Consider the following 25,010-nt stretch of genomic DNA (forward strand, 5'->3'; position numbering starts at 1 on the left):
AGCCCGCATGCAAGACATATGATACCTGGCAAAAACATCGATGCTATCGGAGTCAACACCTGCCTTCAGAATAAATTTTTTATGAGGTTGAGATTTGCAAAAAGAGGGTAGGAGTTTCAGATACCTGATCAGGGGTATTCAATCTCTCCCTCCAGCAGCAGGTGTGCACCCAACACACTCCGGCGCACTCCACGCAGAGCAATAGCATCTTCACGACCGGCCAGAGGACAACCTGTAACAAGAGAAACACCGCCATCCCCGGCAAAGAGAGGGGCCTGAAACAGGTAGAGGTAATCATAGAGCCTTTTCTGCAGTAACTGACCATGCAGTTGCGCACCACCCTCAACCAGCACGGAGCAAATATCCCTTTCCCCCAAAACAGCCACAATCTCCCCTAAATCCAGCCCTTCTGGCAAGGAGGAGACAGGCAAGACAATCACGCCACGTTCTGCAAAGACCTCTTTGCGTCCCTCATCCACATCATGCTGACAAAAGACAAGTACAGACCTCCCGGAAGCAGCAGAGTAAACGTGAGCATCAGGATCTGTTTTTAGCTGGCTGTCAAGGATGACGGCAACTGGATCCCGCCCTCCCCCCCCCGGCAAACGGGTGGTGAGAGAGGGATTGTCAATCATTACCGTACCGCTACCAACCATAATCGCATCAACAGAATCACGCAGTTGATGAACCAGCGCCCCTGATTCCGGGCCCGTAATCCAACCAGGCTCGCCTTCTTTATAGTTCATGCGACCATCAAGGCTTATCCCTGCCTTCATGATCATCCAGGGCGTCCCCGTCGTTATCTTTTTTATGAAGGGTCTATTTATCTCTCTACAATCTGCCTCACATATCCCCGTGCTCACCTCAATACCATGATCCCGTAGATACTGAACGCCTCTACCGTTCACCAAAGGATTGGGATCTGTCATACCAACAACAACTCTTAATACCCCCGCCTTGGCCAGGGCAACACAACAGGGAGGAGTCCTGCCTGTATGACTACAGGGTTCCAGGGTCACATAGGCAGTTGCGCCTGCGGCCTTCTCCCCGGCATCACGAAGGGCATGCACCTCCGCATGAGGGGTCCCTGCCTTTTTATGATAACCCCTGCCAACGACAGATCCATCTCCCACAATAATAGCACCGACACAGGGGTTTGGCGAGGTACGTCCCTGCCCCCTCCGGGCCTCGGCAAGAGCAAGAAGCATGTATTTTTGATCAAGCTCTATCTGTCCAGTCTCATTAATCATCTCCACCTCCACGAGCATCGAGAAGATTTTTAAGCTCTGACATAAACTCATCCACATCTTTAAATTGCCGGTAAACAGAGGCAAATCTCACATAGGCCACCTCATCAAGGGCTGGCAAACGCTCCATTACCCATTCACCTACAATACTTGAAGAAATCTCCTTAGCCCCGTAATCCTGCAACATATGCTCGATATCATCAACAAATTCATCGATCTTATCACGGCTGACAGCTCTTTTTTCACAGGCCTTCTCAATACCGACCACAAGCTTATGTCTATCCCAGGCCTCTCTTCTACCATCTTTTTTCACCAGCATAGGAAACATCACTTCAAGCCGTTCATAGGTCGTAAAACGCTGATCGCAGGCGAGACAAGATCTCCTTCTCCGGGTAATAGTTGCATCTTTATTGATTCGTGAATCAATAACTTTATTATCAAGGTGGCCACAATACGGACACTTCATTTCATCCTCACTCTAGCGGTTAGCAATGTGCAACTACGGGCACAAATAAATTATTGTAACCCACTACTATACCTTAAAAAACAAAAAAGGCCCATATCACAGAAGCGATATGGGCCCAAAGAGAGAAAAGCAATTCTTTTAAATATCGCTAAACTTGGTAATACGTTGTAAATGTCTTCCGCCAACAAATTCAGTAGTCAACCAGGTATGTAGAACCTGCTGAGCACGTTCAGGTGAAAGGACACGCGCCCCCATACAAAGTATATTAGCATCATTATGCTCACGACTCATGGCAGCGGTATACTCATCATGACAGAGAGCCGCTCGAACAGATCTATTTCTATTTGCGGCAATGGACATACCAATGCCTGTACCACAAATCAAAACGCCCCTATCCCCATGCTCCACAAGAGCATCGACTGCCCTCTGGGCATAATCCGGATAATCAACAGAGTCAAGGCTGTCACAGCCCACATCCTCAATGGTATGCCCCAGAGCTACAATCTTTTTCTTAAGCAACTCTTTTAACTCATAGCCACCATGGTCCGATGCAATTATTATATTCACAACTATTCCTTTTCTAATTCAAGATGGAAGCGGGCGAGAACCTACTCACCAATATACTGCTTCATTGCCACAACAGCATTGGTACCACCAAAACCAAAAGAGTTGGAGATTGCGGCACGCATCTTCATCGAACGACCAACATTAGGAGTATAATCCAAGTCACACTCAGGACTTGGCTCCTGCAAATTAATCGTTGGCAAAACAAATTGCTTATCAAGGCTCAGAGCTGTCAAGACAGCTTCAACACCACCTGTTGCCCCAAGCATATGGCCAAGCATTGATTTTGTCGAACTAATGGCAAGCTTATACGCATGTTCTCCAAAAACACTCTTTATTGCCCGAGTTTCACAACGATCATTCAGGGGAGTCGATGTACCATGGGCATTGATATAATCAATATCCTCTGGCTGAAAACCTGCATCTTCAATGGCCATCTTCATTGCCCGAGCGCCACCCTCTCCATCTTCCGGAGGGGCTGTTATATGATATGCATCACTGCTCAAACCATAACCCGCCATCTCAGCATAAATCCGAGCACCTCTGGCAATGGCGTGTTCATAATCTTCGAGGATAAGCATTCCTGCACCCTCTGCCATAACAAAACCATCACGGTCCTTGTCAAAGGGACGGGAGGAAGCAGCAGGATCATCATTTCTGGTCGACAGAGCCTTAAGGGCGGTAAACCCCCCAATCCCTGTAGGACAGATAACGGATTCAGTTCCACCAGCAACAATAGCAAGGCACTTACCTGAGCTCACCGCATTAAAGGCTTCACCCACGGCATGAGTTCCAGCCGCACAGGCTGTGGTCAGAGCAAGATTTGGCCCTTTAGCCCCAATTCGCATAGATATATGGCCTGAAGGCATATTAGGGATGGCCATGGGGATAAAAAATGGAGAAATTTTACGCGGTCCCTTCTCCATAAACACCTGATGATATTTTTCAATCATAGGCAAACTTCCCATACCACAACCGGTAATAACACCTACCCGCTCACAATTTTCCTCAGTTATCTCAAAGCCACTGTCTTTCAGGGCCATAACAGCAGCTGCCACACCATATTGAGCAAAAAGATCCATATGTTTGGCTGATTTTTTATCAAAAAAATCTTCTGCCTGGAAATCTTTTACTTCAGCAGCAATTTTAACGGCAAAGTCACTCGTATCAAAACGCGTAATAGTATCAATACCACTCTTTCCTGCACACAAATTTTCCCAGGTTTTCTCAACCCCCGTACCAAGAGGCGTAACAAGACCCACACCGGTGACAACAACTCTACGCTTCACGATAAGAACTCCTTTTATATTTTCCTACCCTCGTTATCTCTTTACAAACGACCTTTAAAGCATCCCAAGGCATGAACTCATAAAATTACTGCTGAAAATAGCAACCTTACTTGTTGCTTACGTAATCAATTGCATCCTGAACAGTCGCAATTTTTTCTGCATCTTCATCAGGAATTTCAATATCATAACCTTCTTCCATTGCCATGATCAACTCAACAAGATCAAGAGAATCAGCACCCAAATCATCAACAAAAGATGCCTTGGCAACAACTTTCTCTTTCTCAACACTCAACTGTTCTACGATAATATCAACCATTTTTTCATCTAAAGCCATCTTACCATTCTCCTCAAATTTTTAATTAAAGCAAGTCTCAATTATAAAAAAATATAGACTTTTTGTATAGTCTTACATGTACATGCCGCCATTCACATGGAGCGTTTGCCCCGTGAGATAGCGACCGTCTTCTGAGACAAGGTAGGCAACAGCAGCGGCAATATCTTCCGTGCGGCCAAAAGATCCAAGAGGAATCTCTGCTTTAATTTTCTCTTGAATCTTCTCATCTAATTCTTCTGTCATTTCAGTGACAACATAACCGGGAGCAACACAGTTAACGGTAATATTTCGAGCAGCATATTCACGTGCCATGGACTTACTAAAACCAACAAGTCCTGCCTTGGCAGCGGCATAATTTGCCTGTCCTGCATTACCGGCAAAACCGATCACAGAGGATATATTTACAATTCTGCCCCATCTCTTTTTCATCATAAAACGGGCAGCAGCCTTAGAACAAAGAAACGCACCCTTGAGATTAGTATCAAGCACCGCATCCCAATCGGCCTCTTTCATTCGGGCAAGAAGACCATCACGGGTTATACCCGCATTATTTACCAAAATATCAATGGCTCCGGCATCGGCAACAATTTGATTCAAACTCTCCTGAACCTTTTCCCCATCGGCAACATTAAAGCCAATGATCTCAGCCTTACCACCAGCCTTTTCTATCAGTTCTTTTGTTTCAATGGCAGCATCCGGGCGACTCACGTAGTTGATATACACAAGAGCTCCCATACCGGCAAGACGCAGGGCTATGCCACGACCTATTCCTCGACTGCCACCTGTCACTACAGCTATTTTTCCGTCAAGAATCACAAGATTTTCCTCTTTTTTCAAGTCTTCTAATCAACTCAGGCAAGATTTCTTCGACCCTACCAACAATGCCATAGTCAGCCACTGTAAATATGACAGCATCCCTATCACTTTTTATTGCCACAACTTTTTCCGCACCTAATATGCTAGAAACATGTTGAATAGAGCCAGAAATACCACAGGCTAAATAAAATTTAGGAGAAACAGTTTTACCCGTCTGACCTATCTGCACACTGGCAGGAAAACAGCCATTATCAACAGCAAAACGGGAAGCGCCAACCACGGCCTCCATTGCCGCCGACAGTATATACACCAGCTTGGCATTTTTTTCACTTCTTAATCCAGCACCAGCTGGCACAATAATATCGCTATCCTCTACAGATAATCCTTTCTGAAAAAAACGCACTGATTTTAACAGGCGAGCAGATGTCGCCCCAGCAAGGACAATTGCAGACCTATATTCCTGAATAAATTCAGTTAAAATAATACGATAATTTCCCTCATTAAAATACCGAATATGTGGATCGTTTACCACAAAAACTTTATCGGCACCATAACGAATCAACTTATCTTGATCAGCAACAGTAATCTCACCCATGGCAATTGCCATAAGATCTGTCCCCGCCTTGTCAGCCAGCTCTCTGCCCACCCCGAGAAATTTCAGGGCAACCGAGGCCACGACCTCAACATCCAATTCAAAAAAGACAAGCACCCCGCGGCAATCACTCAGATCAGCTACTCCCAAGGAGCTCTTTTCACTCTCTATGAAAGAAACAGGGAAGACAACAGGTTCAGCTACTTCCTAACCAACAAAGAGCATAACCAGTAGGGGCTCCTTCAGTAGATCGTAAGCAACAGACATCTTTCTCTCCACAAGCAGACGACCAGATTCACCGATCTCTATCCTGGTAGCCAGCCTAGCAAAGACTATGCTCAAATGAAAGGCAGGCAGGACCCACTTGAGCTGTATCTCCAGCAACGGCCTGTTTACCGCAGAGAATTAAATCGTAGGGACCACGCAAAGTAAGTGTTTTTGAAAGGGCATAGGAAGTTGCAAGGGTGTCTGAACCGGCAAATTCTACCCCATCACATAAAAGAGTGTCCGTCTCTGGAACAAGACGAATCTTTTCGGTATCAGGAACCTGTTTTATACAGACAGCTATACGCATGGAATTTGCAAAAATAGTCGCTAGAAAAGCGAACTACCAACGAATAAGGCTCGCACCCCAGGTGAATCCTCCACCAAATGAGCAAAGAAGCACAAGGTCGCCTGATTCAATTTTACCACCGCGTACCGCTTCATCAAGGGCAATGGGCACAGAGGCAGCAGAGGTATTTCCATAGTTAGCAATGTTGACAAAAACCTGCTCGGAACTCAATCCTAAACGCTCACCAAGATTTTTGATAATACGAATATTCGCCTGATGGGGAATAAGTAACTTAATTTCGTGAGGAGAGACACCAACCTCTTCCATTATGGTATTAACCGCACCTTCCATCGCCCGCACGGCATGCTTGAAAACTTCACGGCCCTCCATATGAATATGGCTTCCCTCATACTCACCTAATCGCAGATCAGTGTTCGTGCTCTCGGAACCACTGAGAAACAATATGTCACCAAAAGAACCATCGGAGAAGAGCTTAGAGGCAAGAATCCCCCTATCTCCTTCTTCATAACCGATAACAGCAGCTCCGGCACCATCGGCAAAAATAATACTGGTGTTTCTATCCTGCTGATTTGTTCTCGCAGAAAGAGTCTCAGTACCAATACAAAGCACTTTCATGGCAGGATTAGTCGCCACGTATTTTGAACCAACCTCCATGGCATATAAAAAGCCGGAACAGGCGGCATTCACATCGAAGGCAAATGCTTTTTTAGCACCAATTTCTTGCTGTATCATACAGGCACAGGAAGGCATAACCATATGAGCGCTGATTGTTCCCACCACGATCATATCAAGATCTTCGGCCACAAGCCCGGCTGCGTCGAGAGCATTTTTGGCAGCACGACTGGCAAGAATATAAGCCTGTTCTCCAGGGCCTGCTATGCGACGTTCACAAATACCTGTTCTTGTTCTGATCCACTCATCATTGGTCTCAACAATTTTTTCAAGATCTTTGTTGGTCACAATCTTCTCTGGCAAACAAGAGCCTGTTCCAAGAATCACTACACTCATGAGCTACATCCACCACTGTTTTGTTCTTCTAATGCGAGGCCTTCAAGAATGGCTTGACCCACATGATGACGTTCCATATTTATGGCTTCAAGAATAGCATTCTTAATTGCCCGGGCATTGGACTTACCATGGGAGACAATACCAGTACCATTAATGCCAAGAAGCGGTGCTCCACCATACTCTGTGTAGTCTACTCGCTTTTTAAAGGCCTTAAAGGCAGGTCTTGCCAAGAGATAACCTATTTTGGCAAGCGTCGATTTCATAATTTCATCACGCAACATCTGCATCGCAGCATCAGCCAATCCTTCACTGATCTTTAAACAGACATTACCAACAAAACCATCACAAATAATAACATCTACATTGCCTTGATATACGTCTCTTCCTTCAACATTACCGATAAAGTTCAGGGAACTATCAGCAAGTAGCTGATGTGTCTCCTTCACAAGGGCATTGCCCTTTCCTGACTCCTCTCCATTAGAGAGAAGACCAATAGTTGGATTTTTTATACCATGAATACAGGAGTAGGCAGAGGCCATTACACCAAACTGAAACAGATGAAGCGGTTTACAGTCAACATTGGCTCCGATATCCATAAGAACAACAGGCTTTTTCAAGGTAGGAAAAGTCGAGGCGATTCCCGGGCGAGCAACACCCTTTAATCGACCAAGTTTACGCATGCCTGCGGCAAGGGTAGCGCCTGAATTACCGGCACTTACCACCGCATTAGCCCTGCCCTGTTTAACCAGATCAAAGGCTACGACAATGGATGCATCCTTCTTTTTACGAATAGCATCAACAGGATGTTCGTTCATCTCAATAACCTGAGATGAACGAACAATATCTATCCGTGAAAGCGCTTTAGAAGAAGGCACAGTACATCCAGGGCAGACTGAAGCTTCGCCTCATCTCCGACCAGAAGTACCTTAACATCTGCCTCTTCTACAGCTAGCAATGCCCCGGCTATCAGTTCCTTCGATCCATGGTCTCCGCCCATGGCGTCCAGGGCTATTTGCACGTCAGACCCCTACTCTACTTCAGCTTCAAGACTAAATACTTCGCGCTTGTTGTACTTACCGCAACTTCCGCAAAGACGATGCGGCTCTTTTGGCTCTCCACACTCAGAGCAAAGAGAAAGTGCTGGTGCACTCAGGGCATCATGTGAACGTCTTAGGCGAGTTCGTGAACGGGAATGTCTTCTCTTAGGTACGGCCATGGTTTTCCTCCAATTAGCAACTACTTCTAGTAAATCCAGCGACTAGCGCTGTGAAAGTTTCTTTAAAACAGCAAACGGCGATGTCGAATCATAGGGGCTACACTGGCACTTCTGCTCATTAAGCAAAACTCCGCAACCAGCACAGATCCCTTTACAATCTTCCCTGCATTCCACCCGCAAGGGCAAAGATAGTTCAGCCTGCTCACGCAGGAGTTCTTCAACATCAACAACCGGTTCTTCTAGATAAACAGTCATAAGATCATCCACTTCAAACTCGACTTCTGCTAAGTCTGAGATGATCTCTTCTTTAGTTGTAAGGGTATAGGCAAATTCACTTTGAATAGCAAGATTAACCTTCTCACCACAACTAACACATGTTCCGACACAGCATCCTGTTAAGCTACCTGCCAGTACAACCGCTTCATTGTTTTGACGAACAACCGAGTAGTGAGCAACAAGTTCCCCACCGACCAGTTCTTCAGGCCAACTATACCATCCCGTATTTTCACAAGAAAAAACACGAGAAGCACCTACTATTTCACTAAAATCAAGTTTCATTTTCCCTCAAAACAACTCAAAAATCTTTATGATAAAAGACAAAGACTAACAAAATAATCAATTTCCCCAACAATGACCAGAAAAAAATGACATATGAAAAAAGATTCTTTCCTCTTTCACGTTTCACAGTCTCTGGGAAAAACTACTGACAAAAGCTTACCTCTATTTTATTATCCTCTCATCACAAGCTTTTAAGCACAAATCTCGCAATAAAGAAAGCTTCTATTCGTCATGTGTCTGTACAATAACAAAAAAATCCTGTAAATCAAGATGGTCAGATACTCTAATTCAACTTACAACGGTCAACTATGAAGCAAGAAAATATTATTTCCACTACTGAAGATCTCAAAAAAATAGTAAACAAGGCCCTTAAGCTCGATGCCGTAGGTCTCGATACCGAATTTGTCTGGGAGAGAACATACTACCCGCAACTAGGCCTGATCCAGATAGCCCTCTCCGACGAAGAATGTTATGCCATCGACCCTCTATCCATAAAAGACCTCAGCCCACTAGGAGAGCTTTTGGCAGATAGAAACACCATTAAAATATTACACGATGCGCCTCAGGACTTAATAATCATGAGCCAGGCAACGGGGGCGACACCACAAAATATTTTTGACACAAGACTTGCGGCAGGATTTGCCGGTTCCATCTCAACCATATCATTACTCCAGCTAGTCAGCGAACAACTTGAAACAGAACTCGATAAAAGCGAGACCCGAACAAACTGGCTGAAAAGACCTCTCACAGAAAAGCAGCTCAGCTACTCGCTCAACGACGTACGCTACCTACGGGCAACACGAGTAATTCTCCTCAGCAAAATCATTGGCCCCAAGATCAAATCCTGGCTCCAAGAAGAGCTCAATCTACTAAATAACCCAGCTAACTACAGCACCATAGCCGACGAAAGCCGCTACAAGAAAGTAAAGGGCGTCAACAAGCTAGACAGAAAATCCATAGGCGTTGCCCAAGAGATTGCCACCTGGCGAGAACAGAAAGCACGGGAACTTAACCGGCCAAGGGGCCATGTAATCAAAGACGACATCCTGCTTGAGATCGCAGCAATAAGACCAACACGCCCAGAAGAACTTGCCAACACGGCAATCAGCACCAAAGCAGCAGAGAGATATGGCAACGATATATGCCAGGCAACAGCCAGAGCTCTTAATAAGAAAGAGGTCGACCTTCCGCACCAACAGAAGAGAAGCCAACTCTCCTCCCAGGAAAAAGGTGCTCTGGCACAGCTCAAAGAGCTTATCACCCTTAAATGCGACATTCTGGGCATCGACCCGGCTCTACTTGGTAACAGTAACGAACTGAAAAAAATCATCCAGACACTTTATAAGGGCAAGACTACCCATATGAGACAATCCTTTGGTTGGCGAAAAGAATTCCTTAAAGATTTCTATCAAATTCACAGAGACACCATCTAACAAAAATTTTGCCGATGACAACTTTTGAAAAAATCTACAGCCTCTTTTCTATTTTTTTCGTGCTCGGCCTTGCCGCAGCACTCGCCCTGAATCCGGAGCTACGCCAACTGAAACCAATGCTCATCCTTGCCAGCACCGGATTTTTCATCAACATTGGCTATATGTTTGTTGTATTACGCAACATAATGTGCAAAAGTAACTTCAGACAAAAAGATAAATTTTTTTGGATTGCACTTATCCTGATAATTTGGCCGGCTAGCATTATTTACCTGATACTATACGGATTCCAAAAAAACATAACATCTTAGTCTTTTCCTCACACAAAAAGGGGGACTACTTTTTTTAAAGAAGAGTGCTGACTGCTTGACTTATCGGTAAGCACAAAGTAAGATGGCTGTTTTTTGTACTAGTTACATTGCATTTATTTTATTATGTAATGAAGATATGGTGATTTTATTTCCATATTCATTTTATGTGTATAAGTGCAAAGTGGTGGGTTCATTTTTTCTGCCGAACTCATAATTGCCACACAATACAATACAGGGCTACACGAACTATGTTTGAAAATTTAACGGACAGGCTAGAGGGCGTATTTAAAAAACTTCGTGGCCATGGTAAACTGACTGAAGACAATATTCAGGATGCCATGCGTGAGGTGCGTATTGCTCTACTTGATGCCGATGTAAGCTTTAAAGTTGCTAAGCAATTTGTTGCTTCTGTGACGGAAAAGGCCATCGGACGTGAAGTTGGCAAAAGTTTATCGCCCGGACAGCAAATAATCAAAATAGTTCATGAAGAACTTGTCAGTCTCCTTGGTGGAGATACAGCTCAAATAGAGCTTGATGGCCGTCAACCTGTTGTCATTATGATGGCAGGCCTGCAGGGCTCTGGTAAAACAACCACCTCGGGTAAACTGGCAAAAATGCTCAAAGACAAGGGACGCAGACCTTATCTTGTCCCCGCCGATGTCTATCGACCTGCGGCAATTGAGCAGCTTCAGGTGCTTGGCGACAGACTAGATGTGCCGGTGCACCCATCAACAACAGCGACAAAGCCTGTTGATATTTGTACCCAGGCAATTGCCGAGGCGAAGATAAAAAATTATGATACCGTCATAATTGATACCGCCGGTCGATTGCATGTGGATAATGTCCTAATGGGCGAACTCCAAGAGATTCAAGCAGCAGTACAGCTTTCCGAGATCCTCTTCGTTGCCGACGCAATGACAGGACAGGACGCGGTAACTGTTGCCGATAAATTTAACACAGACTTAGAAATTTCTGGTATTATCCTTACCAAGATGGAAGGTGATGCAAGAGGCGGTGCAGCCCTGTCTATTAAGACAGTTACTGGCAAGCCAATTAAGTTTGTAGGTGTTGGCGAGGCTCTTGATGCCCTTGAAGTATTCCATCCTGAACGGGTTGCCTCTCGTATTTTAGGTATGGGTGATGTCCTTACCCTTATCGAAAAAGCAGAGGCCGTTGTAGATAAAGACCAGGCCAATAAGCTTGCGCACAAATTACAAACCAATCAGTTTACGCTGGAAGATTTTCTTGACCAAATTCAACAAATCAAGAAAATGGGTTCTCTTGACCAAATTTTAAGTATGGTTCCAGGCATTAATAAGCTCAAGAAAATTAAAGATGCCCCACAACCAAATGAGAAAGAGCTCGGCAAAACAGAAGCTATTATTCGTTCCATGACACTCAAGGAACGGAGAAACCACAAGCTCATCAATACCAGTAGACGTCAGCGTATTGCAGACGGCTCTGGAACAAGTATAACTGATGTAAACAGAGTGTTGAAAAGTTATTCAGAAATGCTGAAGATGATGAAAAAAATGCGTGGAAAGCCAGGACTTATTACAGGCGAAAAACGCAGGAAGTTACCAAAAGGTATGAAAAAGAGAAGATAACTTTGTCTCACGACAAAGATATTATTTATGATCTGTGATGTGCCGAATATGGCGCGGGAACAATAACCGGAGGAGTTACCGGAATGGCAGTACGTATTAGACTAACCAGACTTGGAAGAAAGAAGATGCCTTTTTATCGTCTTGTTGTAGCTGACAGTGAGGCTAAACGCGATGGTAAATTTCTTGATATCGTAGGAACATATGATCCTATGCAAGATCCAGCAGTTATCACCATCAACGATGAGAAGTTGCAAGATTGGGTAGGACGTGGTGCTTTGCCTACTACCACAGTCAAGAGTCTCTTGAAAAAAGCTGCTGCAAACAAGTAAGATATGCAGGAACTAATAGCACATATAGCCAAATCACTTGTTGATCATCCTGAAGAGGTGAAGGTATCTAAATCTGTTACAGATGATACCATCACCTTGGAGCTCGCGGTAGCACCCGACGATCTCGGTAAGGGTATTGGCAAACAAGGAAGAACTGCACGAGCTATGCGTTCCATTCTTTCAGCAACAGCTGCTAAAGAAGACATGCGTTCTCGGCTTGATATCGTCGAATAAATATTATGAGTTCTGAATATAATTTCCCAGAGGACAAATTTGTTCTCATCGGTAAGATAGTAAAAGCTCATGGTATGCGAGGTGAAGTAAAGGTTTTTCTTTACTCTGGCCATCCAGAAAGGCTTTCTGATTATCAACAGGTATTCCTTGTTGATGAAAAAGGTGTCTTGTCACCTTCGCTTCAGGTAAATAAGAGTCGCCCCCAGGGCAAAATGGCTATTACCTTATTTGAAACAATATTTGATCGAAATCGAGCTGAACATGTTGAGGGAAGGGGGGTTCTCGTAGCAAGAGATTCCCTTCCTGAAATTGATGCAAGTGAATATTACTGGCACCAGCTTATCGGCAAAGAGGTTGTTGGTTTGGATGGAAATAGTTTTGGCAAGGTTCGCGAAATGTTTTCCAATGGAGCCCAAGATATCATGGTGGTTTCAGCTCCAAATGGTGATGAAATTCTTATACCGATAATAGCAGACATTGTTGTTGAAACAGGTGAAGAATATATTGTCATTGACCCTCCTGAGGGCCTCATTAATATGAACGAAACATAACAGTATGTTATTTAACATATTGACTATCTTCCCCAATCTCCTCTCTTCTCCCCTTGAAGAGGGCATTTTGAAAAGAGCACAAAATTCGGGAAGTATAGACGTTAACATTGTTGATATTAGGCAATATGCCTCTGATAAACATTCCACCACGGATGCTCGCCCCTATGGCGGTGGTGAGGGAATGGTTATGAAGGCAGAGCCACTCAGCCTTGCTGTCCAAGATATCAAAAAGAAAGATGCAGGCAGAGTAATTTTCCTCACTCCTCAGGGTAGAAAGTATACACAGAGAGTTGCCGAAGAACTTGCTCAAGAATCAAGTATTACTCTAGTCTGTGGCCGTTATGAGGGTGTTGACGAGCGTTTTTGTGAAAAATATATTGATGATGAAATATCCCTTGGAGATTTCATCTTAACTGGTGGAGAACTTGCCGCCTTAATGGTAGTCGATTCAGTTAGTCGCATATTACCAGGAGTGCTTGGTTGTGATGCAAGTGTCACAAATGACACTTTTAGCCGTCACCTCCTCAAGCATCCTCAATATACTCGCCCTCGCATTTTTGAGGGGCTTGAAGTTCCGGACGTACTTTTATCCGGTGATCATCAGGCAATAGAAGACTATCGATTTATTGCTTCTGTTGAACGAACTTTTCATAAAAGACCTGGTCTGCTAAAAAAAGAGATCTTCAACAAAAGAGAGAAAAAATTGCTCAAGCAACATAATTTGTACTCCAAAATAGTTGCCTTGCAAGATATTGACTGATATGGTTACTTTAGGCGCAAAAAATGTTTCAATTGCTCTGGTTCACCACCCAGTTGTAAATAAAGTTGGAGAAATAATCGGTTCTGCCGTGACAAATCTGGATCTTCATGATATAGCCAGAGTTGCGCGGACGTATGGTGTGGGCCAATATTATTTAACCACCCCCTACGAGGATCAACAAAAACTCATTGGTGAAATCATTGCTCACTGGCAAACAGGACATGGGGGAACCTATAATCCTGCTCGCAAAGAGGCCCTGAGCATTGTTTCAATGGCTGGATCAATTGATGCTGTAATTGAAACAATAGAGCAGCAACATGGGCGTAAACCCACTGTTATTGCTACCAGTGCAAAGGTAAGTGAAAATACACTTGCCTATGATAAAGTTCGGGAGAAATTAGGCCTTAACGAGCCCATACTTCTCCTATTTGGCACGGCTCATGGCCTCGCTCCTGAAGTGATGAATCGTGTTGATTTTGTTCTGCCACCTATTGACGGTGGAACAGATTATAATCACCTTCCTGTACGAGCTGCCGTTGCTATAATCATGGACAGATTGCTTGGCTGGGAATAGTCGTTAACAAACCAAGTAACTGGTATTTACCAAAAAATATAACCACTATAAAAAACGCTATGAGCATAATAATAGACAGAATTAATCAAGAGCAGATGCGTCAAGATCACCCAGATTTTCGTCCAGGTGACACCGTAGCAGTACATATTCGCATCATTGAGGGAAGTAAAGAAAGGGTTCAGCTTTTTCAAGGCGTTGTAATCAAACGTCAAAAAGGCACCATGGATGCTTCTTACACCGTACGTAAAATCTCCCACGGTGTTGGCGTTGAGAAGACCTTCGCACTGCACAATCCACGTATCGAGAAGATCGAGGTTATCACCCGTGGTCGTGTACGTCGTTCACGTCTCTACTATCTCCGTGATCTTCGCGGTAAGGCTGCACGTATTCGTGAGCGCAGTCTCAGACGTTAAGAATAGCATTATTCAAAACAGTGTTTTTCTCTTTGAGGAGAGCACTGTTTTGAACTCTTCATATTTTTTCCCAGCCAGGTGGATCCTCCATCCTGTTTTGCACTTACAGGTGCTTTTTTTTTGCATTGCAAGTGAGTCTTTATGAAAGACATCATCCCTCTTTTATCCCAGCTCCCGCAGGACAATTTTTTTCTTGAACGATCTCTTCATAATCTTGGCTATGATATCATAGCTGGCACCGATGAAGTGGGTCGAGGCCCCCTTGCTGGACCTGTCATTGCCGCGGCTGTGATTTTGCCGGCAGACTGCGACCATCATCTGTTTCAGGATTCAAAAATTCTCAGCCACAAAAAACGAGTTCATCTCTTTCAACTACTCACGGAAATAGATGCCTTCATTGGTATCGGCACCGTATCTGAAAAAATTATTGATGAGATAAACATCCTTCAGGCATCTCTCTTAGCCATGAAACTGGCCATCGAGGACCTTGCGTCCAACTGTTCACGGCCGAGCTTTCTTCTTGTTGACGGCAAGTTTAAAGTGCCCATTGATCTCGCTCAAGTTGCTCTGATCAAAGGAGAATCCAAGAGTGCCTCCATCGCCGCCGCAAGTATTGTGGCCAAGGTGACCCGGGACAGATACATGCAAGATCTGCATAGCCAATATCCCCAATATGGTTTTAATACCAATAGTGGCTATCCCACCAAAAAACACCGTGAGGCAATCGGGGAATTTGGCATCACCTGTTATCATCGCAGATCTTTTAAGGGAGTAAAAGAGTATGTCGATATTTCGCAAGAAAAAGGGGGCAGAGGGTGAGTACCTCGCCTGCCGCTTCCTAAAAAAACAGGGTTATGTCATTCTGCAAAAAAACTACAGGAAAAAATATGGGGAAATTGATATTATTGCCCAAGAAGGTGGAGATCTTGTCTTTGTTGAGGTGAAAACAAGATCAAACAGTGATTGGGGAAGTCCTGTTGCCGCTGTTACCAAACAAAAACAACGGAAAATCATCAGAGTTGCTCAAACATATCTTGCCGAAACAGAATTATTTGATGAGGCAATCCGTTTTGATGTCATCGGAATTATTTTAGATGAAAACTCTCCACCAATATTTGAACTTATCCATAATGCCTTTGAGCTAGAAAAATTCAATGGCATCTTCTGATAAATCACCTGCAAACAGGTAACCAATATGCAAAACCAAGCTCCCCTGCCCCTCGCCATTACAATGGGTTGCCCCTCTAGTATCGGCCCTGAGATAATCTTAAAAAATTTCCTTCACAAAACAGAACAACGGGCAAATATTGTCCTTGGCGATATAGGTATTCTGAAAAAGGCAGCTCAGGAATTAGGCCTCAATGTCCCCATCACTGCCTGGCAACCAGGAGAACAGATAGAGCAACAGTCCCTTCTCGTTATGCCTCTCTCCAATATTAAAAAGCATATATGGGGAGCACCCGACCACGCCTCCGGAACGGCAATGGCCTCCTATATTACCAAGGCTGTAGAGATGACCCAGGCAGGAATATTCTCAGGCATCGTTACCTGCCCTATATCCAAGGCATCTCTGAATCAGGCAGGCTTCCATTTTCCCGGCCATACAGAAATGCTCGCCTCCTTGACCAGCACAGAGAAAGTTGGCATGATGATGGCAGGCGACCGACTCCGAGTTACCCTTGTTACCCTTCACTGTCCACTTGCGACAGTGGCCGCCCAGTTGAGCGTGCCCAGGGTGCTGGAGATGATCAGGATAACCCATACCAGTCTTCAGGATGATCTGGGTTTTAAAATGCCTCGGATTGGCGTGGCAGCACTCAATCCCCACGCCGGTGAGGGCGGACTTTTCGGCAATGAAGAGGCAACAACCCTCATGCCTGCCATAGAACAGGCCAGAGCAGAGGGAATAAAGGTAAGTGAGCCTTTACCCCCAGACACCGTTTTTGTTAAGGCCATTGCCGGAGAATTTGATGCCGTGGTCTGTATGTACCACGATCAAGGACTCATTCCCTTCAAGCTCATCCACTTTGAAGATGGTGTAAACGTTACCTTGGGTCTCCCCATCGTTCGCACCTCTGTGGACCATGGCACTGCCTATGACATTGCAGGAAGGGGTATTGCCAGCCACAGTAGCCTAGCCGCAGCAATTGAACTTGCAGAACAGATCACCATCCATAGACAACAAAATTTATAGGTTTTACGGTATAAAATGAGTAACAATCCTGGAAAATTAATTATCTTTGAGGGCACAGACGGCGCTGGGAAATCTACCCAGATAAAGATGCTTGCCAACTACCTTCGTAGTAAAGGTCTTGATGTTATAGCCAGCTTCGAACCAACAAATGGGCCCTATGGGCAAAAAATACGACAGCTCTATACAGACCGGAACAAGGTCACCAGAAACGAAGAGCTGGAGCTTTTTTTAGCCGACCGCCGAGAACACGTCAATAAACTTATCAACCCCGCAATCAGTGCTGGAAAAATAGTTCTCTGTGACAGATACTATCTCTCCACCGCGGCCTATCAGGGCGCACTAGGTTTTGATGTTGAAGAGATACTTCAGCGTAACAGCTTTGCCCCCACCCCTGATCTGGCCCTTCTTCTGCAAATTCCCGTAGAGGATGGCAGAAGGCGTATTACCAGTTCACGAGGGGAAGAAACTAATGATTTCGAAAAGGCGGAGATGCTTGAAAAGGTATCTACTATTTTCAATTCTCTCTCCTTTCCCTATATACGCCACATTAACGCCTGCCAATCCATAGATAATGTCCAAAGAGATATCATAATGCAGGTCAAACAATTATTAAAAATGGCATAACTCTATGGGTAAACGGTCTCTTCTTATCATCTGCGCCCTGCCCCTACTGATCTCCTGTAGCGCAATAACTACGGAAAGGTCAACGACACCAGCCAGTATCCAAGAGGAGAATGGGCAGATTTGCGCCTATTCCTCCTTTTTGAAGGCACACACAGAAGAGCTGAACTCTAATTACGAAAATGCCCTCCAGTACTACCAAGAGGCCCTGATCTGTGATCCAGGATCAATCTACATACAAAACAAACTGCCTCTAATGATGATCAAGATGGGAGCTTTTGAAGAGGCAAGAATCTGGATAGAAAACAATATGACTACCCAGCAGGACAAAATTTTTCTCTCTCTCCTCTTGGCCAGACTCTATAGCGAAACAGGAAATCCGGAACGGGCAACAGATATATATAATCACCTTCTCAAAGAAAAAGAGACTACAAATATACTTCTTCGCCTCGCCCTTCTCTATCACAACCTTGGCCAATATCGACAGGCCGAGGCTGTCTACTATAGAATTCTCCATACCAACAATGACTCCTATCTTGCCCATCTCTATCTTGCCCAAAATCTCTTCGCCGACAATCAACTACAAAAGGCAGCAACCCATTATGAAAAGGCTCTTAAACTGGAGTGGTCAATACCTCTGGCCTATGAGGTGGGCAATTTTTACACTGAGTTAAGCGACTATGAACAGAGCCTGGCCCTCTATAATAAAATTTTGCTGACAGACCAGAGCGAAGAGCTTGCCTTTTCCCTGAAATTACTCTCTCTATTGCAAATAAAAAAAACAGAGCAAGCCCTCAAAGAACTCAATAATAGACGGAGCTATAGCGAAAACCCGGAGTATCTTGATTTGCTGGTCAGCCAGACCCTACTGGCCAAAGGACAGACAGTTCAGGCAGAAAAATTGCTTGAAGAGATGATTCCCCGCTACTCCTCAGGTAAGGCCGCACTGACCCTCTCTATCCTTGCCTACGAAAAACAACAGTATAATAAAGCATTGCAATGGCTTCGCTATATAAAAAATAACGATACAAGCTATGAACAGTCTATCCATCTACGTTTGCAAATCTTGTTCCAAATAAACCAATTTTCTCAGGCTATAAAAATCATAAACGCTCAAATAAAAGCAGAGAACACTCCTTATTGGTACAAGTTACTAGCAGCCACCTACAGCCAAAGTAAAAATGAGAAAATGGCAGAACAGACATATCGTCATGGCTTAAAGGAGTTCCCCGTTGATCCGGATATTTCGTATGCCTATGCCCTCTTTCTCGATAAAAAGGAACGCTTTTCTGAAGCGGTTGACCTCATGCTAGAGGTCCTGAAAAAAAACAGTGCAAATGTGCAGGCCCTTAATTTTATTGGTTACACCTGGGCAAATAACGAAATAAACCTCCCCCAAGCAAAAATATACCTACAAAAGGCTGCCAGATTACTGCCCGAGAATGGCTTTATCCACGATAGTCTGGGCTGGTGCTATTATAAATTAGGCGAATGGGACATGGCCCTGACCGAACTGCAAAAAGCCCACAAAATAGAACCTCAGGATCCCTTTATTGCCGAGCATCTGGGCGATACCTATCTCCGCTTGCAGGATTACGAAAATGCGATAATAATATACAGATCTGCGCTCAAACTCTATAAAGAGAGAGACATCCGCCAAAAAGAAATCTTCCTCAAAGAAAAAATAGGGCACATCCTCAGCCAAGCTCAAGAAAACAGACCATGATATTCTTCCCACGCCTGCCAAAGTCATCGATCCTCTTTTGCCTGTTACTCCCCCTACTCCTAAGCTCCTGTAGTAGTGTCCCCTGGCAGAGCAAGACCTTAATCCTTAAACTAGACCCAGCCTATGAGGAGTACCAGAGACAATTTGCTGATATACAACGGGCACAGAGGGCAATAAATCCAAGCTTTGATGCCGAGGCCCGTATTGAAATCACCAGTAGCCTTAAAAACAAAAAATTCGCAGGCTATCTGGCCATTCTCTCACCATCTTATATAAAATTTGTTCTTTCAAGTCCCCTGGGCCAGCCTCTTGTGGTTGCAACAGGTGACGGGCAAAACTGGCAAACAATCAACACCCAAAGCAAGAGCTATCAACGAGATAAAATAAGCCAATTTCTAAGGGATCAAGATCTGCCGAAGGAGATAGCCCAAATTGGCCTAGCCAATATTCTCTCCGCTCAAATAGGCAGAGGCTTTAATCCTCCATGGGCTCTTAAAGATGATAAGAAGAATCGCGGCATATGGTACGCACCTCTAAGTGGGACAACAGCTGAACACATTCTCGTTGATTATCGCGGCAGAAAAATTATTGGCAGGACAATAGGATCCACAGAGAAACAACAAATTGTGATTCTCTATGATGACTGGACAGTCATTGACGGTTATGAAATCCCTAGCCTTATAACCATCTCAGGACTCTCCTATGGAGCTGAAATAAAAATCATATTAACAGAGATCATTGCTCAACCACGATTGCAGAAAACAAGCTTTCAAATAGTCCCCCCACCGGGCTTTCGCCAAAGCTCCTGATCATTGGAGACGTTTTTCGCCTCACCGGTGACAATAAGAGAAAAGGTATTACCTTGTCTGTTAACAGACTGCCCTATGTTGTAAATATAATTGGGTTTAAAGGTTATAATGGTTTCGAACTGTTCCGAACTGTATTGGAGAGGGCTGTAAATACTTTCAATATACTTACTTCCATCCAATAGGGTCACAGCCCGTATATCATCCCCCGGGGAAACGGCTGTAAATTGGCAAAACACACGTAACTTCCCATTTTTTTCTGCCCCCACAACGGGCATAACGAACTTATCAAGACAAAAGACAATCTCTTCTGATTGGGAAGATTTTAAATGTGTTATGCCAAGAAGGACAAGACCTACAGGAGAGGGCTGAACTGAATATTTTTCCTGACGAAGTACCTTCTTCATCCCCCTGCCAATTCTTTTCAGGCGAGGTGAATAGACGGATATTCCCCGACCATTAGGCGTATTTTCTGTTATGGTAGGAGCTGGCGTCTGGCTTTTCTTACGTGGCAAACGAGTTACCCTGATAAGAGGATATTCTATTTTCCTCTCTTTAGCAGGACTAGCCTGTTCACTCTCGTCTTGAACCTGACAAGTACTGTTCTTATTTAAACTTCCAAGAGAAAGATCAACAGGGATACGTATCTTTCTGGCCTTGGGTGTCGCGTGAATCACGGTCACAGCTTCGGCAGGGGAGGGGTTAAAAGCAAATATTGGCGATAAGATTGACAATACCAGCAAAAAACAAAATCTCCCTAAAACAAGGTCTTTCTTTTTCATAACAAGCCATTAAGATAAAAAAGCAACAACCAAACATTTCCTTGCCTTTCTCCTGACTTGAAAAGTCAAACAATTTTCAGTAAAGGAAGAGAGCATAATAGTTATATTCAATATATCACCTAGGTGCATAAAGTTATTATGGGATGTGTCCCATATTGCCTAGTCTCACAATAGAACCTTTATAATAAAAAATAAATCATGACAGATTGTAGCCTCTTCCCTTTTATAAGTAAACCAGGCAGGTACCTCGGACAAGAATTTAACTCTACTCAAAAAAACTGGCAAGACACCTCTGTACGCAATGCTCTTATTTTCCCAGATCTTTATGAAATAGGTATGTCCCACCAGGGACTACAGATTCTTTACCATATTCTCAATGCATCGGACAACTTTCTCGCCGAACGATCTTATTGTCCGGGGAGAGACGTTGAAAAACTGCTCAAGGAGAAGAATCTGCCCCTTACCAGTCTTGAGTCAGGCACCCCCCTCAAAGACTTTGATATCATTGGTATTACCCTCCCCTACGAGTTATGCTACACCAATATCCTGACCATCTTGGACCTTGCTAACATCCCCTTCAGGGCAAAGGATCGTGACTCTAGCTCTCCCCTGCTCATTGCCGGCGGAGCAGGAGCCTTTAACCCGGAACCCGTTGCTGAAATATTTGACGCAATTGTTGTTGGTGATGGCGAAGATGTTATCCTTCTCATCTCTGAACTGGTGCAACAGTCAAAAAAAGAAGATTGGCCCAAAGAGACTCTCCTAACAAAACTTGCCGAGCTTGATGGCATCTACGTCCCCAGCCATTTTACCCCCATCTACGATGATGCGGGCATCCTGACCAAAATAGAGGCAACAGGACCCAAGGAAACAGTCCTTAAGTGTTTTGTTAAAGACTTTGAAGAAATTTCTCACCTGCTCAAACCCATTGTACCCAATGCCAAGATTGTCCACGACCGTCTTGGAATTGAAGTTGCACGGGGCTGCACCAGAGGATGTCGATTTTGTCAGGCCGGTATTACCTACCGTCCCGTACGGGAGCGTAGTCCTGAGCAGATAAAAAAACTTGCCAAAGAAGCCATCCAGGATTCCGGTTTTGATGAACTGGCCCTCCTCTCCCTGTCAACAGGTGATTACTCCTGCCTTGATGGGCTGCTACCTGACCTAATGAATGAATTTTCTGAAAAATTTGTTTCAGTGGCCATGCCCTCCATGCGAGTGGGAACCCTGTCACAAAACATCATGGATCAGATAAAAAGGGTGCGTAAAACAGGCTTTACCATGGCCCCGGAAGCCGGTAGCGAACGTCTACGCCGAGTTATAAATAAAGGCATTACCGAAGAGGCCCTGCTCGACACCTGCAAGGAGGCATTTACCCTTGGCTGGACCCTAATGAAGCTCTACTTTATGATCGGACTACCCACCGAAACAGATGAGGATATTGAGGCGATAGGAGAACTCACCAATAAGGTTCGACAGTTCCGCGATGCTGGTGGCAATTCACGCAAGAGTCAGGTTAATGTCAGCGTTGGCACCTTTGTTCCCAAGCCACATACGCCTTTTCAGTGGGCTGCCCAGCTCACCATCGAAGAGAGTAAGAGAAAAATCCAAATTCTCAAAGAGGTCCTCCCCAAAAAGGGCTGTAAGTTTAAATGGCACACCCCGGAACAGAGCTTTTTGGAAGGTGTTTTCTCAAGGGGTGACCGAAAATCACTGAACCTCCTTATTAAGGCCTGGGAAATGGGCGCTCGCCTTGATGGTTGGTCCGAGCATTTCAACCTCTATCTCTGGCGCGAAGCTGCCAAGGCTGTCGAGATTGACATGGATCAGTATCTCCGAGAGCGTGATCTAAGTGAGGTGCTCCCTTGGCAGCACATCCAAACCGGGGTTACCACAGATTTTTTCAAGGACGAACTGGAAAGGGCAGTAGCAGAAACCTATACTCCAGATTGTCGTTATAACAAATGCCAGAAATGCGGTGTCTGTGATTTCAAAACCGTGGCCCCAATTGTCTTCAACAAAAAAAGATTCTTAGAAGAGCCTGAGCGACGACCAGTTCCTGAAAAAAGGGTCGTGGACAACAAGGATCACCATTTCAAATATATCGTTCACTATTCTCGTAAGGGAAATATCTGCTTTCTTGGTCATCTGGAAATCTTACTGGTTGTATTTCGGGCCCTGCGCAGGGCAAATATTGAGACCAACTTCTCCCAAGGGTTCAACCCAAGTCCCAAGGTCTCCTTTGGACCAGCGCTTGCCGTAGGCACGGAGAGTCTGGCAGAATATTTCATCCTCGACCTCCCCACTCCATTTGAAAATTTAGCCGAGGCGACAGACAGATTAAGCGACAATTTACCTCCTGGCATTGATGTTACCGGGGTTGAGATTCATAATGGCAAGATTCCACAAGAGATAATCACCAGCTATCAGGTGACATTTCCTAAAGCCCTCGGCCTGGAAGAACAGGAGAAACTGCAAGCTTTTGCTGATGCAGAGGTATTTGAGTGGTCAAGGCTTCGTAAGGGCAAGAGAAAGACCATCAATGCCCGACCGCTCATCGAGAGCATAAAGATGACTGGCGACAACACCATTGCCCTGGATCTGATCAACTGTGCAAGCGTCCCCGGCATAAAGCCCATTGAGGCCCTGGCCCTTATCTTTGCCCTCAATGCAGAGGAGAGTCTCCGCCTCAAGCTCCTTAAAACGGGCTGGCACCCCATAAAATCTCAGAACAGATATTAAATGCCAAGCTACGAGCTATGCCATGATTAAATGCTGTCTCAAAAAAACACCCATAACGAGGAGGCTACTTCTCGTCCTCCTCGCATGGGTGTTTTTGCCAACAGGATGGGTCAGTAGCAGTAGCCTTCAGGAGGATATCGACCATGGAGGCTACTGGTTTACAACTACCAGTAAGCCACTCAGACTCAAGGAAACGACAGGTTTTATTCCCGCCTCCACCACCAAGCTGGTCACGGCTCTGGCAGGACTGCGTATCCTCGGGAGCGACTATCGTTTCAGCACCGATTTTTTATATGACGGAAAGGGGGCGCTCACCATTATAGGCGGTGGCGATCCCCTCCTGATTTCAGAAGAGATCGACAAAATTTGCCGGGCCTTAAAACTCCGAGGCGTAAGCAGGGTGCACACCCTCCGTCTTGAGACCTCACTCTTCCACCTTCCCCAGCCCGCACTCGGCACAGAGCAGACAGAACAACCCTACGACGCCCACAATGGAGCCCTCGTTGTCAACTTCAACAGTATTAATGTGAGGGTGGATGAAACTGGCATTGTCTTATCCGCCGAAGAGCAAACACCACAGTTAGCGCTGATGAAAGATATAGTGGGATTGGAAGCGGGCAAGCACCGCATCAATGTCAACCAGATGGTAGCAGATGACCTGCCACCGGTTCTGCGCTACAGTGGGGAACTCTTCCTCGCCCTCCTGAAAAGAAACGGCATCAATACAGAAGATGCACGGATAGCGAGAGGGAAAGCAGTAGAGAAAAGCCAGCTCGTACTCCACTGGCAGTCAAGCTGCAACCTCCAAGAGACAATTGGTAAATGCTTGAAATATTCTAATAATTTCATTGCCAACCAGATTTTTTTACAGATTGGTCTGCACCAATATGGAGCACCGGCCACCTGGGAAAAGGGCAGGAGAGCCCTGAACACCTTTATCCAAAATGATCTGCGTATAGAGAAGAGCCAGTTGCAACTCGTTGAAGGCTCCGGCCTCTCACGTGACAATCATATAAGCCCCAGGGCAATGATCACGGTTCTTGAAAATTTCGCTCCATATCACAGCTTACTCCCCTATAATAGCCAGACACGGACATTCATCAAGACGGGTACCCTCCGGGGTGTTTACTGCCTTGCTGGATTTCAACCCAGGGGAGAAAAGCTCTATCCATTTGTTATATTTCTCAATCAGATAAAAAATTCACGAATGTCCGTATTGGAAGACCTTATCCATCTTTCCCGACAAAAAAAAGAGGGGGCATAGGC

29 protein-coding genes and 1 pseudogene are annotated in these 25,010 nt (G+C 44.9%); 17 read left to right on the plus strand and 13 right to left on the minus strand.

Annotated features, from left to right (window positions below):
- Positions 1-128 precede the first annotated feature (128 nt).
- From ribD to DP_RS17130, 12 genes and pseudogenes are all read right to left on the minus strand, one after another.
- Positions 129-1,250, minus strand: coding sequence for a bifunctional diaminohydroxyphosphoribosylaminopyrimidine deaminase/5-amino-6-(5-phosphoribosylamino)uracil reductase RibD (gene ribD, locus DP_RS14120; protein ID WP_041278052.1), 1,122 nt, complete (start codon positions 1,248-1,250; stop codon positions 129-131).
- Positions 1,243-1,713, minus strand: a complete 471-nt coding sequence (gene nrdR / locus DP_RS14125; protein WP_011190027.1) for a transcriptional regulator NrdR — start codon at positions 1,711-1,713, stop codon at positions 1,243-1,245. The genes ribD and nrdR overlap by 8 nt, the downstream gene beginning before the upstream one ends.
- Positions 1,714-1,851: 138 nt before the next feature.
- Positions 1,852-2,280: a ribose 5-phosphate isomerase B gene (gene rpiB / locus DP_RS14130; protein ID WP_011190028.1), complete on the minus strand. Its 429-nt coding sequence runs from the start codon at positions 2,278-2,280 to the stop codon at positions 1,852-1,854.
- A 41-nt stretch (positions 2,281-2,321) separates the two neighbouring features.
- Positions 2,322-3,566 (minus strand): beta-ketoacyl-ACP synthase II, encoded by a 1,245-nt coding sequence (gene fabF / locus DP_RS14135; RefSeq protein ID WP_011190029.1) that lies wholly within the window; start codon positions 3,564-3,566, stop codon positions 2,322-2,324.
- A gap of 106 nt (positions 3,567-3,672) precedes the next feature.
- Complete coding sequence (acpP, locus tag DP_RS14140; RefSeq protein ID WP_011190030.1) at positions 3,673-3,900, minus strand: acyl carrier protein; 228 nt, start codon at positions 3,898-3,900, stop codon at positions 3,673-3,675.
- A gap of 72 nt (positions 3,901-3,972) precedes the next feature.
- Positions 3,973-4,716, minus strand: coding sequence for a 3-oxoacyl-[acyl-carrier-protein] reductase (fabG, locus tag DP_RS14145; protein WP_041278053.1), 744 nt, complete (start codon positions 4,714-4,716; stop codon positions 3,973-3,975).
- Positions 4,706-5,425, minus strand: a complete 720-nt coding sequence (locus DP_RS17125) for an electron transfer flavoprotein subunit alpha/FixB family protein (RefSeq protein WP_228130207.1) — start codon at positions 5,423-5,425, stop codon at positions 4,706-4,708. The genes fabG and DP_RS17125 overlap by 11 nt, the downstream gene beginning before the upstream one ends.
- A gap of 205 nt (positions 5,426-5,630) precedes the next feature.
- Positions 5,631-5,882 (minus strand): electron transfer flavoprotein subunit beta, encoded by a 252-nt coding sequence (locus tag DP_RS14155; RefSeq protein WP_011190033.1) that lies wholly within the window; start codon positions 5,880-5,882, stop codon positions 5,631-5,633.
- A gap of 33 nt (positions 5,883-5,915) precedes the next feature.
- Positions 5,916-6,890: a beta-ketoacyl-ACP synthase III gene (locus DP_RS14160; protein WP_011190034.1), complete on the minus strand. Its 975-nt coding sequence runs from the start codon at positions 6,888-6,890 to the stop codon at positions 5,916-5,918.
- Positions 6,887-7,908, minus strand: a pseudogene (gene plsX / locus DP_RS14165) (phosphate acyltransferase PlsX). Before plsX ends, DP_RS14160 begins: the two are co-directional and overlap by 4 nt.
- 9 nt (positions 7,909-7,917) lie before the next feature.
- On the minus strand, positions 7,918-8,106 hold the full coding sequence (gene rpmF / locus DP_RS17640) for a 50S ribosomal protein L32 (protein ID WP_083818998.1): 189 nt from the start codon (positions 8,104-8,106) through the stop codon (positions 7,918-7,920).
- Positions 8,107-8,148: 42 nt separating this feature from the next.
- Positions 8,149-8,664 carry a DUF177 domain-containing protein gene (locus DP_RS17130; protein ID WP_011190037.1) on the minus strand — a complete coding sequence of 172 codons (516 nt, stop codon included), beginning with the start codon at positions 8,662-8,664 and terminating at the stop codon, positions 8,149-8,151.
- A 308-nt stretch (positions 8,665-8,972) separates the two neighbouring features.
- Here DP_RS17130 and rnd point away from each other — a divergent pair, with 308 nt between their 5' ends.
- From rnd to DP_RS14245, 15 genes are all read left to right on the plus strand, one after another.
- A complete protein-coding gene (rnd, locus tag DP_RS14175; protein ID WP_011190038.1) occupies positions 8,973-10,097 on the plus strand; it encodes a ribonuclease D in 1,125 nt (374 codons plus the stop codon).
- A 14-nt stretch (positions 10,098-10,111) separates the two neighbouring features.
- Positions 10,112-10,405 (plus strand): hypothetical protein, encoded by a 294-nt coding sequence (locus tag DP_RS14180; protein ID WP_041278054.1) that lies wholly within the window; start codon positions 10,112-10,114, stop codon positions 10,403-10,405.
- A gap of 248 nt (positions 10,406-10,653) precedes the next feature.
- Positions 10,654-12,012: a signal recognition particle protein gene (gene ffh / locus DP_RS14185; RefSeq protein ID WP_041278055.1), complete on the plus strand. Its 1,359-nt coding sequence runs from the start codon at positions 10,654-10,656 to the stop codon at positions 12,010-12,012.
- 83 nt (positions 12,013-12,095) lie between these two features.
- Positions 12,096-12,341 (plus strand): 30S ribosomal protein S16, encoded by a 246-nt coding sequence (gene rpsP, locus DP_RS14190; RefSeq protein ID WP_011190041.1) that lies wholly within the window; start codon positions 12,096-12,098, stop codon positions 12,339-12,341.
- Between the two features lie 3 nt (positions 12,342-12,344).
- On the plus strand, positions 12,345-12,575 hold the full coding sequence (locus tag DP_RS14195) for a KH domain-containing protein (protein WP_011190042.1): 231 nt from the start codon (positions 12,345-12,347) through the stop codon (positions 12,573-12,575).
- Between the two features lie 5 nt (positions 12,576-12,580).
- A complete protein-coding gene (gene rimM, locus DP_RS14200) occupies positions 12,581-13,126 on the plus strand; it encodes a ribosome maturation factor RimM (protein WP_041278056.1) in 546 nt (181 codons plus the stop codon).
- 4 nt (positions 13,127-13,130) lie between these two features.
- Complete coding sequence (trmD, locus tag DP_RS14205; RefSeq protein ID WP_011190044.1) at positions 13,131-13,886, plus strand: tRNA (guanosine(37)-N1)-methyltransferase TrmD; 756 nt, start codon at positions 13,131-13,133, stop codon at positions 13,884-13,886.
- A 1-nt stretch (position 13,887) separates the two neighbouring features.
- On the plus strand, positions 13,888-14,460 hold the full coding sequence (locus DP_RS14210; protein ID WP_041278057.1) for an RNA methyltransferase: 573 nt from the start codon (positions 13,888-13,890) through the stop codon (positions 14,458-14,460).
- Positions 14,461-14,519: 59 nt separating this feature from the next.
- Positions 14,520-14,873 carry a 50S ribosomal protein L19 gene (gene rplS, locus DP_RS14215; RefSeq protein ID WP_011190046.1) on the plus strand — a complete coding sequence of 118 codons (354 nt, stop codon included), beginning with the start codon at positions 14,520-14,522 and terminating at the stop codon, positions 14,871-14,873.
- Between the two features lie 141 nt (positions 14,874-15,014).
- Positions 15,015-15,692 (plus strand): ribonuclease HII, encoded by a 678-nt coding sequence (locus DP_RS14220; RefSeq protein ID WP_011190047.1) that lies wholly within the window; start codon positions 15,015-15,017, stop codon positions 15,690-15,692.
- Positions 15,655-16,041 carry a YraN family protein gene (locus DP_RS14225; RefSeq protein ID WP_011190048.1) on the plus strand — a complete coding sequence of 129 codons (387 nt, stop codon included), beginning with the start codon at positions 15,655-15,657 and terminating at the stop codon, positions 16,039-16,041. Before DP_RS14220 ends, DP_RS14225 begins: the two co-directional genes overlap by 38 nt.
- 27 nt (positions 16,042-16,068) lie before the next feature.
- Positions 16,069-17,067 (plus strand): 4-hydroxythreonine-4-phosphate dehydrogenase PdxA, encoded by a 999-nt coding sequence (gene pdxA, locus DP_RS14230; RefSeq protein WP_011190049.1) that lies wholly within the window; start codon positions 16,069-16,071, stop codon positions 17,065-17,067.
- 15 nt (positions 17,068-17,082) lie between these two features.
- Positions 17,083-17,691 (plus strand): dTMP kinase, encoded by a 609-nt coding sequence (gene tmk / locus DP_RS14235; RefSeq protein ID WP_011190050.1) that lies wholly within the window; start codon positions 17,083-17,085, stop codon positions 17,689-17,691.
- 4 nt (positions 17,692-17,695) lie between these two features.
- On the plus strand, positions 17,696-19,414 hold the full coding sequence (locus tag DP_RS14240; RefSeq protein WP_011190051.1) for a tetratricopeptide repeat protein: 1,719 nt from the start codon (positions 17,696-17,698) through the stop codon (positions 19,412-19,414).
- A complete protein-coding gene (locus tag DP_RS14245) occupies positions 19,411-20,223 on the plus strand; it encodes a hypothetical protein (protein ID WP_011190052.1) in 813 nt (270 codons plus the stop codon). Before DP_RS14240 ends, DP_RS14245 begins: the two co-directional genes overlap by 4 nt.
- Here the strand turns inward: DP_RS14245 and DP_RS14250 are convergent.
- On the minus strand, positions 20,184-21,002 hold the full coding sequence (locus DP_RS14250; RefSeq protein WP_011190053.1) for a hypothetical protein: 819 nt from the start codon (positions 21,000-21,002) through the stop codon (positions 20,184-20,186). The two genes, DP_RS14245 and DP_RS14250, sit on opposite strands and share 40 nt — an antisense overlap.
- Before the next feature lie 198 nt (positions 21,003-21,200).
- Between DP_RS14250 and DP_RS14255 the strand changes: the two genes are divergently transcribed.
- Positions 21,201-23,744 (plus strand): TIGR03960 family B12-binding radical SAM protein, encoded by a 2,544-nt coding sequence (locus DP_RS14255; RefSeq protein WP_011190054.1) that lies wholly within the window; start codon positions 21,201-21,203, stop codon positions 23,742-23,744.
- Between the two features lie 22 nt (positions 23,745-23,766).
- The gene (locus tag DP_RS14260) at positions 23,767-25,008 is read left to right on the plus strand and encodes a D-alanyl-D-alanine carboxypeptidase/D-alanyl-D-alanine-endopeptidase (RefSeq protein WP_011190055.1); all 1,242 of its coding nucleotides are present in this window, start codon (positions 23,767-23,769) and stop codon (positions 25,006-25,008) included.
- Positions 25,009-25,010: the final 2 nt, after the last annotated feature.

Origin of the sequence: Desulfotalea psychrophila LSv54 (assembly GCF_000025945.1) — a bacterium.
GTDB lineage: Bacteria > Desulfobacterota > Desulfobulbia > Desulfobulbales > Desulfocapsaceae > Desulfotalea > Desulfotalea psychrophila.